Origin of the sequence: Aquimarina aquimarini (genome assembly GCF_900299535.1) — a bacterium.
Classification (GTDB): domain Bacteria; phylum Bacteroidota; class Bacteroidia; order Flavobacteriales; family Flavobacteriaceae; genus Aquimarina; species Aquimarina aquimarini.
Map to the genome: position 1 here is coordinate 80339 of NZ_OMKE01000039.1, position 18145 is coordinate 98483.

The 18145-nt window shown below is 30.9% G+C and carries 13 protein-coding genes; 9 read left to right on the forward strand and 4 right to left on the reverse strand.

Annotated elements, in window-relative coordinates; translation table 11 throughout:
• The first annotated feature begins 41 nt into the window (after window positions 1–41).
• Together DG508_RS15970 and DG508_RS15975 are read left to right on the forward strand one after the other, a co-directional pair.
• Complete coding sequence (locus DG508_RS15970; RefSeq protein WP_108869106.1) at window positions 42–1223, forward strand: serine hydrolase domain-containing protein; 1182 nt, start codon at window positions 42–44, stop codon at window positions 1221–1223.
• Between the two features lie 160 nt (window positions 1224–1383).
• On the forward strand, window positions 1384–1734 hold the full coding sequence (locus DG508_RS15975; RefSeq protein ID WP_199912800.1) for a PD40 domain-containing protein: 351 nt from the start codon (window positions 1384–1386) through the stop codon (window positions 1732–1734).
• 135 nt (window positions 1735–1869) lie between these two features.
• On the opposite strand, the gene DG508_RS15980 is transcribed toward DG508_RS15975, so the two are convergent.
• From DG508_RS15980 to DG508_RS15990, 3 genes are all read right to left on the reverse strand, one after another.
• Window positions 1870–3159, reverse strand: coding sequence for an acyltransferase family protein (locus DG508_RS15980; protein WP_234418251.1), 1290 nt, complete (start codon window positions 3157–3159; stop codon window positions 1870–1872).
• 249 nt (window positions 3160–3408) lie between these two features.
• Window positions 3409–3984, reverse strand: a complete 576-nt coding sequence (locus tag DG508_RS15985) for a GIN domain-containing protein (protein WP_108869107.1) — start codon at window positions 3982–3984, stop codon at window positions 3409–3411.
• A gap of 226 nt (window positions 3985–4210) precedes the next feature.
• Complete coding sequence (locus DG508_RS15990; RefSeq protein WP_108869108.1) at window positions 4211–4609, reverse strand: LytR/AlgR family response regulator transcription factor; 399 nt, start codon at window positions 4607–4609, stop codon at window positions 4211–4213.
• 457 nt (window positions 4610–5066) lie between these two features.
• On the opposite strand from DG508_RS15990, the gene DG508_RS15995 reads away from it, so the two are divergent.
• Window positions 5067–5882 (forward strand): hypothetical protein, encoded by an 816-nt coding sequence (locus tag DG508_RS15995; protein WP_108869109.1) that lies wholly within the window; start codon window positions 5067–5069, stop codon window positions 5880–5882.
• Between the two features lie 5 nt (window positions 5883–5887).
• Entirely contained in the window at window positions 5888–7414 is a 1527-nt protein-coding gene (locus tag DG508_RS16000) for a hypothetical protein (protein ID WP_159090866.1), read from the forward strand.
• A gap of 200 nt (window positions 7415–7614) precedes the next feature.
• Here the strand turns inward: DG508_RS16000 and DG508_RS16005 are convergent, their stop codons facing one another.
• The gene (locus DG508_RS16005; protein WP_108869111.1) at window positions 7615–8523 is read right to left on the reverse strand and encodes a LamG-like jellyroll fold domain-containing protein; all 909 of its coding nucleotides are present in this window, start codon (window positions 8521–8523) and stop codon (window positions 7615–7617) included.
• Window positions 8524–8851: 328 nt separating this feature from the next.
• Between DG508_RS16005 and DG508_RS16010 the strand changes: the two genes are divergently transcribed.
• From DG508_RS16010 to DG508_RS16030, 5 genes are all read left to right on the forward strand, one after another.
• Complete coding sequence (locus tag DG508_RS16010) at window positions 8852–9946, forward strand: sensor histidine kinase (protein ID WP_108869112.1); 1095 nt, start codon at window positions 8852–8854, stop codon at window positions 9944–9946.
• Window positions 9927–10682: a LytR/AlgR family response regulator transcription factor gene (locus DG508_RS16015; protein WP_108869113.1), complete on the forward strand. Its 756-nt coding sequence runs from the start codon at window positions 9927–9929 to the stop codon at window positions 10680–10682. Before DG508_RS16010 ends, DG508_RS16015 begins: the two co-directional genes overlap by 20 nt.
• Window positions 10683–10787: 105 nt before the next feature.
• Window positions 10788–12440 (forward strand): S41 family peptidase, encoded by a 1653-nt coding sequence (locus DG508_RS16020; protein WP_108869114.1) that lies wholly within the window; start codon window positions 10788–10790, stop codon window positions 12438–12440.
• Between the two features lie 1189 nt (window positions 12441–13629).
• On the forward strand, window positions 13630–15420 hold the full coding sequence (locus tag DG508_RS16025) for a hypothetical protein (RefSeq protein WP_108869115.1): 1791 nt from the start codon (window positions 13630–13632) through the stop codon (window positions 15418–15420).
• A gap of 21 nt (window positions 15421–15441) precedes the next feature.
• On the forward strand, window positions 15442–18138 hold the full coding sequence (locus tag DG508_RS16030; RefSeq protein ID WP_108869116.1) for a hypothetical protein: 2697 nt from the start codon (window positions 15442–15444) through the stop codon (window positions 18136–18138).
• The last annotated feature ends 7 nt before the right edge of the window (window positions 18139–18145 follow it).

An 18145-nucleotide genomic window follows, 5' to 3' on the forward strand; every position in this document is an offset into this window, starting at 1 on the left:
GAATCAAAAATATATTAAAAACGAAAAATTTAATAACGACTATGAAAAACAAAATAGGATTATTATTTATCACTCTTCTTGTTATTACCATTAGTAGCTTCGCCCAACAAAAAGAGAATCATGCACCAAAGGTCACGACCGCAGAAGCCGAACTCTCATTTTGGGATATTCCTTATTTAGAAAAAGCCTTTATCGATACAGCACCACAGGCCAGAGAAGATAATATTCTGGTTGGTAAGCTAGGAGTTGATGGCGGTAATAAAGCAATGGTTCTAAAACTAGCGCAAGAGATTATTGATACGACGCTACATGGCGATTACGATGCCTTACTTATTTCACACAAAAACAAATTGATTTTTGAATCTTATTACAGAAAAGGTCGTGTTGATCTGCTACATCCACAAGCATCAGCCACTAAAGCCTACACCAGTTTGTTGCTTGGCCGAGCTATACAGCTAGGGTACCTATCTATGGCTGATTTAGACAAACCCCTAATCGGCTTTCTCACAGAACTGGATACCAAAGATCTTGCTAAAGGTGCAGAAAAAATCACGCTCCATAAAGCATTGATTATGCATGGGGGGCTTGGTATAAGTGAAGAACAACGTAAAAATTTGGAAAAACCTTCTAGTAAGCTAAAAGGACAAGGGTTTGTTCAGACTCTTCTTGAATACAGTACACCAATCACACCAGAGACTCAGGTCTATAAATATGGTAACTACAATCCCATTTTGGTAATGCAAGTAATTGATGCCGTTGTACCAGGAAGCGTTCAAGATTTTATTAAGAAAGAACTGCTGGATAAATTGGGCATTACCAATTATCAATGGAAGAATGCCGTAAGTGGTCAGCCAGAAGCGGGTTGGCGTGTAAGCCTAAAATCACGCGATATGTTGAAGTTGGGTTCCTTGGTTGCCAATAAAGGCAAATGGAATGGAGAACAGCTTATTTCAGGAGATTACTTAGCAAAGGCTATCAGTAACATTACTAAGCCTACTCAAGATTGGATACCCCAAAATTATAACTACGGTTATTTTTTTTACCAAACAGATATCACAGTAGGGGATAAAAATTATAGTACCAGTTTTGCTTGGGGAGGAGGAGGACAATACATTATTACTGTAGAAGAACTAGATTTGGTTATTGTGATTAATGGTCATGACAGAGAAGATACTATAATGACTCAGGTTTCTAAAGTGATCATTCCAGCGTTTGTTAAATAAAGATAAATTCCCTGTACTCAAAGGCCGCTATCTTGGTCAAAAACCACCAGGATTAACTCCCGAATTATTTGCTCCTGGTATTGTTTCGACAGAAAAGGAGGACAATGGCTATATCAGTTATTCACGTTTTATAAACGGAAAATATGAAAACCCTCAAAAAATGAGCAAGGAGATTAACACAGGAAAATGGATTGCCCACCCCTACATTGCTCCAGATGAATCCTATTTAATGTGGGGTGCTGAAAAAGAAGGTGAACATGGTGCTGATATTTATATTAGTTTTCGACAGAAAGATGATTCATGGGGAGCCGCAATTAGCATAGGAGATAAAATAAACACAGGGATCTATGAGCAGGGCGCAAGGGTCACACCCGATGGAAAATATTTATTTTTTTGGAGAGGAGATGAGAAGGTTCGAGGTGATGGAAGTATGAATTGGGAGGAAGTCCTTATTGGGTGGATGCAAAGATTATTGAGAATCTCAGACCCAAGTAATAAATCTAGCAAGTGATATTTTAAAAAGACAACCCAAAATAAGTAAGACTTCTCTTAATATCCTGCAAAATCAATGGTTTCTTAACACTGTCAAAGTTTAAATAAACGTATTTCAACTTAGTTTAAACTTTGACAGTGTTAAAATTAGATTTTACTTTTCAAGAATAGGTTTTGAAACAGATGGTACTCTTTCCTTTTTACTACTTGAAAACTTATTTGAGTATTTTCTACCATTTAAGAATTTCCCAATAAATGAAGCCCTAACTAGAAAATGGTAGGTAACAAAGCATATAGTAGTCGTGCTAATTAATACTGTTAAAAATTTAATGGTTGAAGGCATATCCCAATCATATAGAAAACTTGGAATTATAGCAGTAAGTGGTAAGTGAACCAAATATACCCAATAAGATGCATCTGAAATATACCGCATCTTTGACGAGTAAGTACTACCATAACGAATAAACAAGCCAATAATCCCAAAAATAAACAGCCAAACAATCAATGATTGTAAAAGGATAACCCATTCATAGCGTAATGACGATCCTGCAACAATATAGCCTAAAAAAGATACAACCCCCAAAATAGTACTAGCCCAGTCTAATCGTATCATACTATTTAGTAGATGTTTTGACTTGAATAAAATCCAACCAACAATATAGAAATAAAAGTAAAAAAGAAATGTGTTGATTTTAGGCACAAAAGAAAAAGAAGTTTCTATTATAGTAGTACCAGTAATTAAATATGTGAACCAGGTCAAACTAGCGAAAACGATGATACGTAAGAATGGTTTTTGAAATACCCAATTAAATACCTTGGATACCATTTTTGAAATGTTCGGTATTTTTTTGACTAATAGTGCAAGTAAGACTGAACATACTGTTATCAATATCAGATAATATAAGAACCACAAATGATAGGTAAGTTGTGGGATAAACATAATAGGATTGGAAAAGTGAGCAATTGTCTCTGCAAAAGCATCTTTATTTCCTGCAAGTACCTCAGTGGTATACTCCATAGAAAAATAAAGAACAGGCCATAATAACAGTATAAAAACAATAAAAGGATATACTATTCTTGAGATTCTATTTTTCATCATTTCTAGAGAACCTCTTTTATAAAACAACATTGATCCAAAAAAACCGGCGACTAGAAAGAATATTGGCATTCTAAAAAAATGAATCAATACAACAATTAAGTCATTAGAGATGTGCATAGCTCCAGTATCTTTTAGAATCCAATCATTACCATAATTATGGACACCATACGTAATAGCAGAGTGAATAACCAATCCTAATAGCATCATAATTGATCTTAAAGAATCTAAAGAGTGTAGTCTTTCAGTTTTTTGAGGTTGCGTTTTCATGATGTAGTTTTGTTTTATTAATATGGTTGCAATATCCCATTTACCTTCTTCTCTAGATAGGTAATATTGCCAGATCATCGTTTTAGATCGTTGAACTGTATCTCTGTTTTATTATTTTAAGTATTGATTTTTTTAGAATAGATTTATATACAGAGAACATACCTTGATAACTAAGATGGTAATGTATTACACCAAATAAATTATAAATCAGAAACCCTGTCTAAATGTATAGACAGGGTTTTAATGACCAGATTTCTTAAGGTTTAAAAAATACGATTATTCTTTTGTTGCCTTTTTATGTAAATAAAATCATTTCTATTGTGATTTCTATTTATTGATCATAGTAATACCTTTTGAGACATTTTTACTGCTTTTAGTTTTCAATTTCGCAGCATTAATCATTCCAATACCAGTGACTTTTAAGTTAGAAGTAGCTGCATAACCCGAAATATTAATATTAGACAACCCTTTTAAGTTAACACTGAGATTAGTAACAGAAACCTCTAAATTTCCGTTTAAAATACCATCCCCACTTATAACTAAATCTTTTTGATTTATTTTATCCTCCGAGATTAGTGTTATTACTCCAGTCATGTTTAAACCTGATATCCCAGAATGATTCAGGTAAATAATGTATTTAGAGTTTTTGCAATTACCACAACTTTTTTCATTATAAACATATAACTCACCATTGCGAACTTCTGTAATTAAATCTGCCATATCAGAGGTGTTTTTTGCAACAATCTCTATAGAGTGATTAGAGTTTCTTTCTAAATGAAGCTCCACATTACCTACAAGATTTACCTTATCAAACCTTTCTAAGTTTCGAGTTTCTTCCTTATTTGTTACGCTACAGCTAGTAAATAAAATTCCGAATAATGTAATAAATATATATTTTTTCATTTCGATTTGTTTTAATGAGTTTTACTTTTCTTTTTTCAATGATTAAATTAATATTGGTACAATATCCGTTTAACCTATTACTCTTAGTAATCATTTTTACCAAAGTGTCGTAATGGGTCGTTGAATTGTAATCAATAGTCTCATTGATACATCTATTTTTTGAGTTATATTGAGATTCACCCTTCTTTGATCAACACCTCCTCTTTTAGAGGATGCCTGTATACTGTCATCTAATTACTTTGATTATGGTAGAATTGATAGCGGTTGATGTATTAGACTTCAAAAATTTATCCAAAGCAGTATTCAAATCGTCTTTTTGAATAGGTTTTAATAAATAATCAACACTATTTACTTTAAATGCTTGAATGGCATATTGATCAAAAGCCGTGATAAAAATAATAGGAGCTGTAACCTCTGTTTTATGAAAAATCTCAAAACTTAAGCCGTCTGCCAGTTGGATATCCATAAATACCAAATCCAGAGTAGTGTTTTTTTGAAACCATAGCACAGCATCTTCAACCGTATCAATTATACCTAACAATTCATAATCAAAATTACATGCTTTTAGCATTCGTTCTAATTGGCTTGCTGCTCGTGGTTCATCTTCAATTATCAATATTTTCATAATTATTCTTTTGTATTGATGTCTTGCTCTGCGGGTATCAAATATTAAACTCTTAACTAGTTTATAAAATGACTTTAGGTTAAACCGTCGTTAAATTTGGTTGAATTGTAAAATTTGTGTCTTCATCATTCTTCTCTTACTCGCATACAGAAATTACTCATTTAAACGACCAAGAATTATATTCTAGAATTAGAAAAATGTGATTTTTGCGGTATAGGTGATGATAAGAATGAAGAAGAAATGTGTATGGAATAGAAACTTAACTGGCTTACAAATAAATCTTACTACACCATTAATACACGTTTTTTAAAATAGGCGAAACACTAAAATAAATAGGGTGAAAACCTATTCATTTTAGTGTTTTAACCTCTTGATTGTAGTAATGCATACTTATAATTTTATACTATAAATAACTTAAGATTTAGGAATAACATTTAAATCTCAAAACAAAAACATTATGGCTATAGAGTTAGAAATTCGAGATGGTTCTCCTCACTGGTATTTAAGTCCAGATATATGGGTAGTAAAAGAACCTGAAGATTTAATTGAATCAGTGCCAGTTGCTGGCATGCCTTTCTTTGTAAAAGCAAAGGTGAAAAACCATGGAACGACAAATGCAACAAATGCAACTGTAAAATTTTATTGGGCAAACCCATCTACTGGGGTAAATAGAAATACCGCAATACTTATAGGTCAATCATTTATTAGCTTAGACGGAGCGGGTGAGGCCGATGTACTATGCTTAACACCTTGGGTACCTGAGTATGTAAATAATGGACATGAGTGTCTTATAGTAGAAGTGTTTCATTCTAGTGACCCTTTACCAGGAACTGTAGATTTTAACGTACCAACAGATCGACATGTTGCTCAAAAAAATCTTTCTGTGTTAATGGCTTTTAGATCAATGTTTCACATGAATTTTGAAATGCATAACGGTTCACGAAAAAAAGCAAAATTCAATGCAAAGGTAGAACAAGTAAGCATTAAAGAACTTCAAAATATTTCACCAGATCTAAAAGAAAAACTTAAGGGTAAAAAAGAAGGTAAATTAAAAAATGTTGATTTTACCAATGAGCGTTGTATGGATAAGACAAGAGAGTTTTCAAAATGTAAAAATAATAGTGAAGAATTTACTCTTAATGGATTTGGTAAGAAACCTTTAGCGATTACAGGAAATATAGAAGGAGATTATGTCTTTTTAGTTGTCACTCAATATCATAAAAATGTTGAAATGGGAGGTTTAGGAATAGTAGTAATTAATGACAAAGATTAGTAAGCATGATACCAATAAAAATAAATAACAGACCTTTTGCATCGGATCTAATTACAGGTATAATGATGCCAGATGGGATTTTTGAAACAAGTTTAGGTAAAATGAAGCTAAATGCACATTTTTCCAATTCAAGTACCAATAGTTTAAGTGGATTAAGCATTTATGTTGAAAGTGCTTCTCATCCAGGAATTGTAGTTACTCCTGTAACACACCATGTAAGTTCATTAGAAAGTGGAGCATCTGTATTACAAAATTGGGATGTAGATATTTCAGCGGCTTCAGCAGGATCACATTATGTTAGTTTTATTGTTGAAAATACAAGTGGTAGACAAAGAATTATCAAGAAGATTTTTATTACAAAAGTAAGCTTTGATTCAACTAGTGATACATTCTTTGCCGAAACTCCTGAGGGGAAAATTGCAGTAAGATATAGAGAAGTTACAGAAGTAAATAAAACTAAATGCTGTAAAAAAGAAAGGTCAAAGAATAATGATTTAAGTTATGATGATTTCTTCGAAAATTTGAGCTATACTTTTTCATTAGGAAATAAAACATATGAATTATGTCCAGTCTTTTTCTTACCATTAAATTTAGAAACAGGTTGGACACCAAGTCCGCCTTACTCTGGACAGTATAGTGATTTGCCATTTAATGACCCTTGGTGGAAAGTGGTGATTGCTATTATAGCTTTTCTAATACTTGTAGCTGCAGCAATTGTTGAAGCAACTTCTGGGTCTGGTTCTATTACTGCGACAGCAGGTTGTACCACTACACCATCTGGTGTTTGCGCATCGGGTAGTGGAAGTAGCCCTGTTGCAGCAGGTCTTGTTGCTGCAGCTGCTGTTGTTGCAGGTATTGCAGCATATAGTGACGAAAGAGATTTACATAGAATTGGGCAAGACAAAACGTTTCCAGGCCCTGGGGAATTGACCATAAGTGAGAGTATGACTTCTAAATTAAAATATATGGATAGCATTGAATTTGGTACCCCATTTAAGGTTATTATAGATTGGCATTATGAACGATTAACTAGGGATACAAATGGTGTTGAAAAATCATATACATATTCTGAAGTTACCGAAAATAAAAATGTTCATTTATTATCAAAATATGAAATTGAGGCACCAGATATTGTACGGCCATATAAGAAGGAGTATTTTATTGTTAAAGGAAAGTTTTATGATGAAAATGAGAAGTTATTCAAAGGTGAACAGTTATTTGTGAAATGCTTCTTAATACATAATGAAACAGGAAGAACCATAGATTTTATTCTTCAAGATAATGGTAATAAGATAGATAAATTAAAAAATGATGGTACCTATACAGGAAGTTATTTTTTTAATAAAGAAGACGAAGGTAGGTGGAAAATCTATGTAGTTGCTCAAGACGTAAACCATGCTGACGAAAACATGACACCAGAAGAAGCTGCTCAAATTATTGGAGGTATCGTACTCACTAATCAATTAGCAATTAGTTTCTCTGGTGGGTCATGCCCTTTAGTGCCAGATGGTGATGTTCAAGTGGTAGTATAGCTACGGTTAATTTTTATTCTAAAGCATAGGAGAAGAAGAGAATTTTATTGCGGTAAATTCAAAGCGTAAATGGTATTAAATAAAGGTTAGCTTTTATTTTGGCAGTTGGCAAGCGTTGGATAATTGGGTGTAAAATAAACTACCAAATCAATCACGAGGGTTATAATTCAAATTATAACCCTCGTGAGTAAATTATAGCTTTACGGTTCTAAAATAGTTTGTACTCCATTTTCCAGCTGGTATAGAGCAGTAATTTCTTTATTGATTAAATTTCTATTGAAAATTGATAAGTCATCCATACGTCCAATGTATCCTAACCCTAAATAAATATTAGATTTTGATACATCCCACGTAAATGGGGTATCAATATTATTACGAGTACCCATAAGTTTACCATTCATGTATAGAGAAGCTTGTCCATTATCACTATTCAAATTAGAAAAATTAATCAAAATATGTGTCCATTGATCTTTACCAAAAGGAGGATTTTTCACTCCAGTTAGACGTTTGTTAAAAATAGGATTTTCATTATCTGGCCCTTCAGGATTTGGATTCCATACATCTCGATCACCAATAACTCCTAATCTAAAATCACGAGGATTCTCTTTAGTGAAATCAACCCAAATTGCAGCATCATTATAGCTAACATCTGTAATTTGAATAGGATCACAAAAACCAGGTTTTAAATCCGTAGCAGGATCTAAGCTTAACCAAAATGAAATAGCTCCATTCCAATTTTCTTTATTATAAGCTATATTTTTTTCGCTAGGATAATAAATATCTCCTTTGCTTCTCTCTGTAAATACTAATCCATAGCCATATTTTCCTTCTTCTTCCTGTCTATTAATATCAGGTTTATGTAATCCAGTCTTAACAGAATCAACAGCTGTATACATACTTGGATCACCTAATGAGAAGTCGGCTTCAACCCCTTGGTCAAAAGAAGCATAAAAGGTTAGGGCCTCTTTTAAACTAGTATTTATAGTATCTACTACTATAATTTCTTTCGGTATTGTAACTTCTTTAGATTTTTCATTTTGCTTACAAGAACATAATGTTACAATACAAATTGCAATTATAAATCGTTTTACTATTGATATGCTTAGCATGTTATTTTGTTTATATATGAGAAAAAGTAAATCAAAGGTACTAATTAACCAGGTATTCGAAAAGAAGAAGTAGATCAGTTCATTATTTTTGATTGTTTAATTCAAAAAAAGAACTCAATATAATATACTTGCGTTATGTAGCTTTTCTTTGGTAATTATAATATAATAAGCTTTGCCCAAAGCAACGATAGGAGTGAAAAGTAAGAATAAGATATTTGAGTTGTTGACAACAGCTCATTTTTTTTGGTTGCACGGTATACAAATAATTCCGTTATTAGCATTCATAGTATCCAAGAGAAGGTATACCACAAATTAAGTCTATAAATCTATGCCACTATTCAACAAAAAGAAACGTATACAATATTTAGGATTTAATGATGTGTGGTTTTCGGTTGTTGGCATTTTGATTTTAAGTCTTAGTACGGATTATATCTTTAATAATTCTTTTCAGAGTTATCCATTAGGATTAGCTTTTTATAGTTGGGGCGCTTCTTTAATCGTAACCATTTGTGATTGGCTGATTATACGAAGAATTTTAATCTTTTTACGTAAAAAGTATCCTGATTTTCGTGATGATGTAAAGCGTATAGTCATTTTTTTTATAGCCATTGTCACCATTATACTCATTGTTGATTATGTAGGAGGAAGTTTGATTGAATATGTATATCGTCTTTTGGGTAAAAATGCAAATTATATTACACAGTTGAAAGTGTTGCTACCAGTTACCTTAGTAACCATAATGATCATGGCTATATACGAAGCTATGTATTATTATGTGAGATTGAAAAAATCTATACGAGAAGAAGAACAAACAAAACAGGTAATGATTCAAGCACAATTAGATACGCTAAGGAATCAAGCGCAACCCCATTTTTTATTTAATAGTCTTAATACCTTACGAGATATCATAGACTACGATACTAAGGAAGATGCCAAAGATTTTGTAGATAATTTATCTGGTGTATATCGTTTTATTATCGAGTCTGGTAATTCAAATTTAATTTCCTTAAAAAAAGAGTTGAAATTTGCTAAAGCCTATATTCATATTCAATCAGAAAGATTTGGAGATAATTTAAAGCTTACTTGGGATATTCCAGAGGATAAACTCTCTACAATGATAGTGCCTATGAGTTTACAGCTTTTACTAGAAAATGCTATAAAGCACAATATTGTTTCTAAAGCCAAACCTTTACTTATTACTGTAGTTATTAAAGTGGATACCTTAGTGGTGAGCAACAAAATTCAAGCAAAATCTACCCAAACACCATCTACAAAAATTGGCTTAAATAATATAAAAAAACGATATCAACTTATATCAAACAAAACACCTGTTATTAATAATGATGGAGAATATTTTACAGTTTCGTTACCATTATTAAAAGCATCAAATCAAAAGACAACTCATGAAAATATTAATTATTGAAGATGAGCCTCGTGCTGCAAGTCAATTACAAAACTTATTAAACAAAAGTGTTTTTGATTTTGAAGTACTAACTATTATCGATTCCGTTGAAGATTCAGTTTCATGGTTTAAAAAAAATAGGGCACCAGATTTAGTGTTTATGGATATTCAACTAGCAGACGGCTTAAGTTTTGAGATTTTTCAGAAAATAGAAGTAACTGTATCCATTATTTTTACTACGGCTTTTGACCAATATGCCATTCAAGCATTTAAAGTAAATAGTATTGACTATTTACTAAAGCCTATCCAACAAAATGACTTAGACGCTGCGTTAAACAAATTTTCAAAATCTAAAAGTCTATCAAACCCTATAGAACCGAATATATTAAAAGAACTCTTGAGTAGTATTCAAACTCCACAAAAACGCTCAGGAATATTAGTAAAAGAGGGGAGTGGCTTTGTACAAATAAAGGTGTCAGAGCTTTTATATATGTATTCACAGGATAGTATCACTTTTGGTATCACCCACAACAAACGATATATCATAGATGAAACTATGGATCAATTATTTGACTCATTAGATGATACTAAGTTTTATAGAATTAATAGAGGACAGATTATATCTAAAAATTCAATCCATAAAATAGATACTTATTTCAACCATCGCGTAAAGCTATCTATTTCAAATCCAAGGGATCAAGAGTTTATTGTAAGTAGACAAAAGACAAGTGATTTTAAAGATTGGATGAATAAATAAGAAGCAAGTGACGTTTCAAGTATCAATACTTACGTTTCAACTGAAAACACTATTAATGAAGATGGGTTAAAACTATGTTTGTGATGTAATCAAAAAAACAGCATCATGAAAAAAATACTAATTATACTCAGTCTATTTCTATGTTCTCAGTTATGGTCTCAAGAGACTCTAACTACAGCTCAATGGCAAGAAGATCTTCGTTTTATTCAAAACACGATACATAAAGATTATTCGTTTCTTTTTGTAAAAACAACAAAAGAAGATTTTGATACCGAAGTAGAAACACTATACAATGACATTCCGAATTTACAAGAACACGAAATTATTGTTGGGATTTCTCGACTCGTGTCTTTATTCAAATACGGGCATACCTATATTAGTTTTCATCAAAAGCCATTTGAGTTTTCACAATTTCCTTTCAATTTATATGAATTTAATGATGAAATTTATATTCAGGGAGCACACAAGAACTACCCAGAAGCAGTTGGAGCAAAAGTCATAGCAGTAGAAGGGATGCCAATTTCAGAGGTTCTAAAAGCAATTGAACCGACAGTAGAAGTAGAAAACTCACAGTATTTTAAAGCCTACGGAATTAATAATATACGATATCCTGAAGTTTTACACGCACAAAAAATTACAAAAACCCTTCAAAATACAGTAACACTTACGTTAGAAAAAGGCGGGAAATTATTTACACAATCCTTTACTGTATTGGAGGAAGGAAAAAGAGTGCCTACACATCGTGGTTTTGTACATCAAAATGAAAATTGGTTAGATGCGAGAGACCAATCAACAACACCATTATATTTACAACATTTGGATAAGGTTTACTTCTCAGAATACTTAGCTAAAGAAAAGACGATGTATGTTAGGCATAGTAGAATAGCAGATGATGCTGAAGAAAGCACTAAAGATTTCTATGCTCGTGTTTTTAATGAAATAGAAACTAACGATACTGAGAAATTAATTATCGATTTGCGTTTAAATGGTGGTGGAAATAACTATTTAAATAAAGATGTTATAAAAGGTCTTATAAAATCTGAAAAGATCAATAAAATAGGAAAGTTATTTGTAATTATTGGAAAACGCACCTATTCTGCTTCCCAAAACCTGGTTAATGAAATAGACAATTATACCAATGTTATTTTTGTGGGAGAACCCACAGCAGAAAATGTCAACTTTTGGGGTGATAACCGTCCTGTAACACTACCAAACAGTACTATTGATATCTCTTTATCGTATTTATGGTGGCAAGATAAGCCAGCTTTAGAAAATGCAGAATGGATAGCCCCTAGTATTCCAGTTACTATGAGTTTTGATGAGTATGCTAGCAATCAGGATCCTGTATTAGAAGCAGCATTAACTTTTAACGTACAGGATTTTAAACCTAAGCCAATGGATTATATTGTAAGCTTGTTTTTATCTGGACAAACACAAAAAATGGCAGAAGAACTTCCTAAAATGATTCAAGACCCACTGTATGCATTTTGTGATTTTGAGACAGGCTTAATCAAAATAGGGAATATTTTATTACAAAGTGGTCGTACACCACAAATTCAGGCCTCTATTCAAGTATTTTCTATGGTTTTAGGATTATTCCCAGATTCAGCAAATGCTTATAAATATCTAGGGGAATCATATATAGCAGTAGGAGAAACTCAAAAAGCAAAAGAAGTACTCAAAAAGGCTATTTCTTTAGATACTGATGGAGAAATTGGTAAAGTTGCCACAGCGCTTTTATCAGAGATAGTCAATTAATAGCTATAGAATAAAACCTTGATTTTTGTAATTATTTTGGAATGTGTAGCAAACATTCCAAAATAATTAGTGTTTTATGGATCTAAAGACGCTATATCTACAATTTTGTAAAAATAAGCGATTATTGGATGGAAAATCCATATGAATTTTATAAGAATCCCTGTTAATTATAAAATTACACTCTATTTATATTTTTAAACAGTTGGCATACGTTTGTTATGCCTAATTGGAATTAAAAGTGATAAACAATTGACTTATAAATATTTATTTTCACTAGTTGATTTTATATATCAAAAATGAGAAAAAAAAGTCCTTAATTCTAATTATAAAGGTGGTTATTTCACGACATATTATAGTAATATTTCATTAAGTTTGATTGTAATTTAATTAATAAACCTTTTCACAAATCAAATAAATTTAAATTATTTATTCATATGTCCAACCTCATAGAAATTCCAGAAAATTTTGATTTTAGTAATATACCTCCTAATTATGAAAATTCGATATGGGAAATTAGGTTTTTACATGATCTAAAGGGTATCTTAATATCTCTACTGGTACATCTTCAACTTTTATTCAGGGTAGTATTCTAATTAATGATTCTATTACTTACTGGAAACAGTTTTGTGTTTTGGCTGAGAATTATCAAATATTATTCAAGCTAGTTTCGGTCTACCGAATTACACAAAATCGATCAACTAGTTAGTTCAAAAGATATAGACATTTCGAAGTTAACAAGAGGTTCTGTAGTTTATGCAATAACGTATAAAGATGGAGCCTACACGATAAGTTTTGCAGACTTACTACACTTTGCATTTGTTTTATTAGGTATACCGTTATAAGAAGTCAGGATAGAAGAAGTGTAGATACAAGAATATCTTCATTTTTTGTTTCTTTTCTTAAAATATTACAACCTTTAATTGGCAAAAGTAATGAGAGGAAAAGAGTTGATTTTTAATTAGGGACAATTAATTATATCTACAATTCAAATAATTTTATAAAAAACAGATGAAATAACATAGATGGCTTCTAGTTAGGTTTGAGAAAACCCACAGAGTGAAGTCGAAATATGTATGGAATGGGATTACTGACTAAATATGCAGTAATTACTTTTAAATCTAATAAATGACTACTTCAATCAACACGTTTAGAAAAATTAAAGTAGTTATAACTTTTAAAACCAGAAATAATGAACAGAAATCTTGGAAATTATGATATGGTACTTGGTCTTTCAACTAATAAGATCAATTATCAATTTAGTAAAATGTATAAAAGAAAAATTATACATAATGAATGGGTTTTTTTAACAAACTCAATGGGAAAAGAAGCTAAGACCTTAACAAGTAAAGAGGCTAAAGAGTTTTGGGAGAATGTAAACATTAATAAAGCTGCATACGCAACAAAAAAAGATAAGTTAGAAGCTATTGATAAGCAAATCATGGCAGAATTGGATAAGGAAGATTGGGACGATAAAAAAATTAAGGAATTAAAAAATAAAAAAAGAAAACTAAAAGATGAAGTAAAAGTTCTAAAAGAAAAAATTGATGAAGCTAGTAAATATGATTTAGGACTTATAGCAAATATAGCTGCACCTAAAATAGAAATTAATAAAGACAATGCTAAAGAATTAACACTTCAAATTATTTTTAAAAGTAATAGTAAGCTTTTTTATACTCATGAAGGTAAAATGGCTTTTTATGATTTAGGAGGAAATGGAATTATTTATGCATTTAAAGTTGCTATAGGTAAGGTGAAAATTACTGCCGATAAAAAAATTGTAGAAATTGATAGTAAAGGGATAGAACACACTAAAACATTGAGAGATAAAGGAATTACCGATAATGATTTTACTATTCAATCTTTATTTCTTGATTTCGAAAATGCAAATATAGCGAGTTATGATGCTAAAAACAGCAAATTACCTAGTGAAGCAAATAATAATGCATTATTACAAGCCGCAATGGTTAATTATTTTTCTAACCTAGTTAAATCAAATAATAACCCATATGTTTTAGGATATGGCATTCATAAAAACGAGGTTAAACCTGAAGAACGTAATTTGTTCTACCCAACAGGTGTGGCATATTCAACAAATTACAGTGAGCAAAAAAGAGCATCTACCTTTAACTTCTTAATGCTTTTAAACAACCATTCTTTTCCTACAGGTGGAGATGCTGGAATTTTGCCTACCAGTTTAATGGAGTATGCTGTAGATAAATCAGGAACAATCAATGGTGTTTTTGGTATGAATAAAACTGATTTCGAGAAAAACTATATTAATTTATTATCTAATGTTTTAAAAAATAAAATTAAAAGTAGCATGGGTAGTAAATGCAAGTCTGCTTCTGTAAATGGAAGAGATGATATCCATTTTAATTTTGGGTGGCATAATGTTAAAGAAGGAAGTATTGATATTGAATATGATGGAATACGAAAAAGTAATGATAATAAGTATGTGGATATTATCTATAAAGTGAAATCTAAAGCCCGAGTACATCAGGAGATTAAACAACTTTTTGGAACAGTAGGTGTTGATTGGTCAATTTCAACAAAAGGTAGGTATAGAAAATCTAATGGTCACGATGGGCTATTAATAGTAAGTTTAAAAGCTGGTACTAGCGGTAAATTAGAACTAAAAGTAAACTATGAAACAGAGTTTAAATTAGGATTCGATACAGAGGAACCTAACTATAAAGGAGCATTAGATAAATTTTGGGATGGATTAAATAAAATACTATCGGACTTTGCAAAAGTTATGTTTAATATCCAAACAGATATAGGAAAGGACTTAAGTAATTTATCTAATATAGATAACATCGGCGATTCTCTAAATATAAGTAACCTTCAAAATCTTGAAAACAAAATAATATTACCAGTTTCATCTGTTTATACTTATAAAAATGTAAGGCTTTTAGACAATGGACCTGCTAACGATCCTGTCTTACTTTTTGACACTAGCTATGGTGTTGTTTCTCAATAAAAAATAAAATACTAACATATTATGGAAAATAATTTCAAACCAAATATTAGTGATAAAATAAAAGTTGAATACCATGGAGAACTCATGCAAAACATGTTTTCTGAGTCTACAATAGATTCTAGCAACGGTTTACAATCTATTCAATATAAAGATGAACTTGCTATGCTTTTTTTTATAGATAAGAAGCATACACTCCGTGTGATTATCCAAATTGATAAGTCAGAATCTGGTTGGTCTAGTTATAATTTATCCACCGATAATTTAGAGGTTTCAGCTTTCGATATTCATCATGATGATAAAAGTAATAGTATTAAAATAGCTTATGCCAGTGTAAACAATGACTCTAGTGCACTATTACTTAGTGATGAAGTTAAATTAAGTACCATCGATCCTTTTAAATTTAAAGATGTATTAAAATGGGACTCTATTAATATTAATAACGTTTCTAGAAAAATCGATCATATTTCAATGAACCAAAGTGGATTGCTTTATAGTACTTCTTACTTAAATGATGATGCAACATACAGTTATTTTGTATATGGCAATAAGCCTCAAGATTATACCTTGCCAGAAAACACAACTAAAGTAAAACAATTAGAAGTAGGTTGTATTTACGATGATTTTGGAGTTTTTTTACTTTATGATATGAAAGCAGAAAGAACAATGATTTTCCAAAGTTTTCCAGATTCAGAATTTGGCGAGGCTAATTTATACAGGTTTAGACCTAGTAATGTTAATGTTTTAGATGGTTTTTATACAGTAAATAACGCCGATGGTAATAGTCACTTATATTTATCTGGTGACGGCATTTATAAATATACATCTCCAGATGATGATAAAATTACTATTTGTGAAAGCGGTAAAGGAGTAGTGTTTTCAAAAATTGAAGTCTCTATTAATGAAAGTGAAACAACAATTTGGGCAATTGGTAAAGCCAATAATAAATCTGGCTTATATTATATAACAAATAATTTTTACGAATCTGCAGATAAAGTAAATAAGGGCAAATGGACAGTGCCTTTACAAATGCAAGCAGCTGTAAGTGAGTTTTCAAGTATAAAAGGAAACGCCTTTTCTAATCAATTATTTTTATTAGGAACAGAAGGGAATACAAATTCACTTATTCATTTTTGGCAAGATAAGGTTACAACACATTGGCAGGAACATCCTGTTGTTTTACAGTCATTACAAGAGTTAAAAACTTTAGAAACGTTTACAGTTAATATTCAATTTAAGTCAGATTCTTCTATGTGCTCTTTCCATGGAGAGAAAGTAAGGGTCTCATCCGAAGCTAATTTGCTAGTTTATATAGGAAGTGAAAAAGTTGCTATAGGGCCTAATAAAAGTTACGAAACATCTATTCAGGATGATTATATAACTATTGTCTATCCAACAAAAAGTATTGCATCATCATTACTTTATGTAGAGGCAGATTTTTTATCAGGTAAAGAAACAATAGATCCAGCACATAAATTAAAAAAAGAGATAAAAACCAAATTTGGAGATAAACAAGTATTGAAAAATGCAAAATTACCTAGTGGTAAACATCTAATTTCTAATACTGTTAGTGATTCTGATCTTTCTGCTATTGTTTCTGCCACAAATAAAGCTTATGATCATATAGATGATTTAAAAAATAGTAGTAATAGTGCTGAAGAAAACAAGGTTCAATTACAAGCTTCTAATGATGCTTTTTTAGATATTGGAAATACATTTGGAGATATATGGCATTCTGTAAAAAAAGGCTTTATTAAAATAACCGAGTTTATTACAGAAAAGATAAGTCATGGCATCAAATTTATTGTAAAAATTGGAGGAAAAATTTTTGAATGGACCTCTAAATTGGTATCCGATGTATTTCATTTTTTAGAAAGGATTTGGGAAAAAATTAAAGTCTTTTTTAAAGATCTATTTGAGTATTTAGCATTCTTATTCAATTGGAATGATATCATTCATACCAAAAGAGTGATGGAGCAATACATTTCAAATATTATTTTAGGCTTATCCGATGAAATGGTAAATATTAAAAAGAAAACCTATAATTATTTTGATGAAGTTAAAGACAAATTAAAAAAGACTAGGGAAGAAATTGATTTTAAATCTTTAAATAATCAAAATTTAGATCAGCTTCGGAATGTAAATACAAAAGATAGTAAAATAGATCCAAGAGCTAATTGGATTGGAAAAAAAACAAACCATATTGTAAAATCAGATGCTCAAGGGAAAGTTGCAAATGCAATTCCAGATAATGTCATGGCAAAAGCCACTGATATTTCAACAAAAATAATAGAGCATTTCAAAGTATTAGGAAACCAAGCGGCAACAGTTTTTACAGATTTAACAGAAAAATTTCTTGCCCTTATTCATGGTAACATGAAAATTGGAGATTTCTTAGAATACATGGTGCTAAATTTATTAGAGTTGGGTGTTGCAGTAGCTCAAGAGATTATTGATTTAATTTTTGAATTATTAATAGAATTAATCCAAAGTGTAGATAAAATATTAAATGCACCAATTAACATTCCATTCTTCTCTTATTTATACAAAAATGTATCTGGTGAAGATACGTTTAGTATTAATGATTTGATTTGTTTGTTAATGGCTATTCCTATAACGGCTATGTATAAAATTGGAGAAGGAGAAGCGCCATTTAAACAAAAAATCGAAAAAACTGAATTTTTAAATTCAGGAAGAACAATGTTTAAGTTAACCATTTAAAAAACAA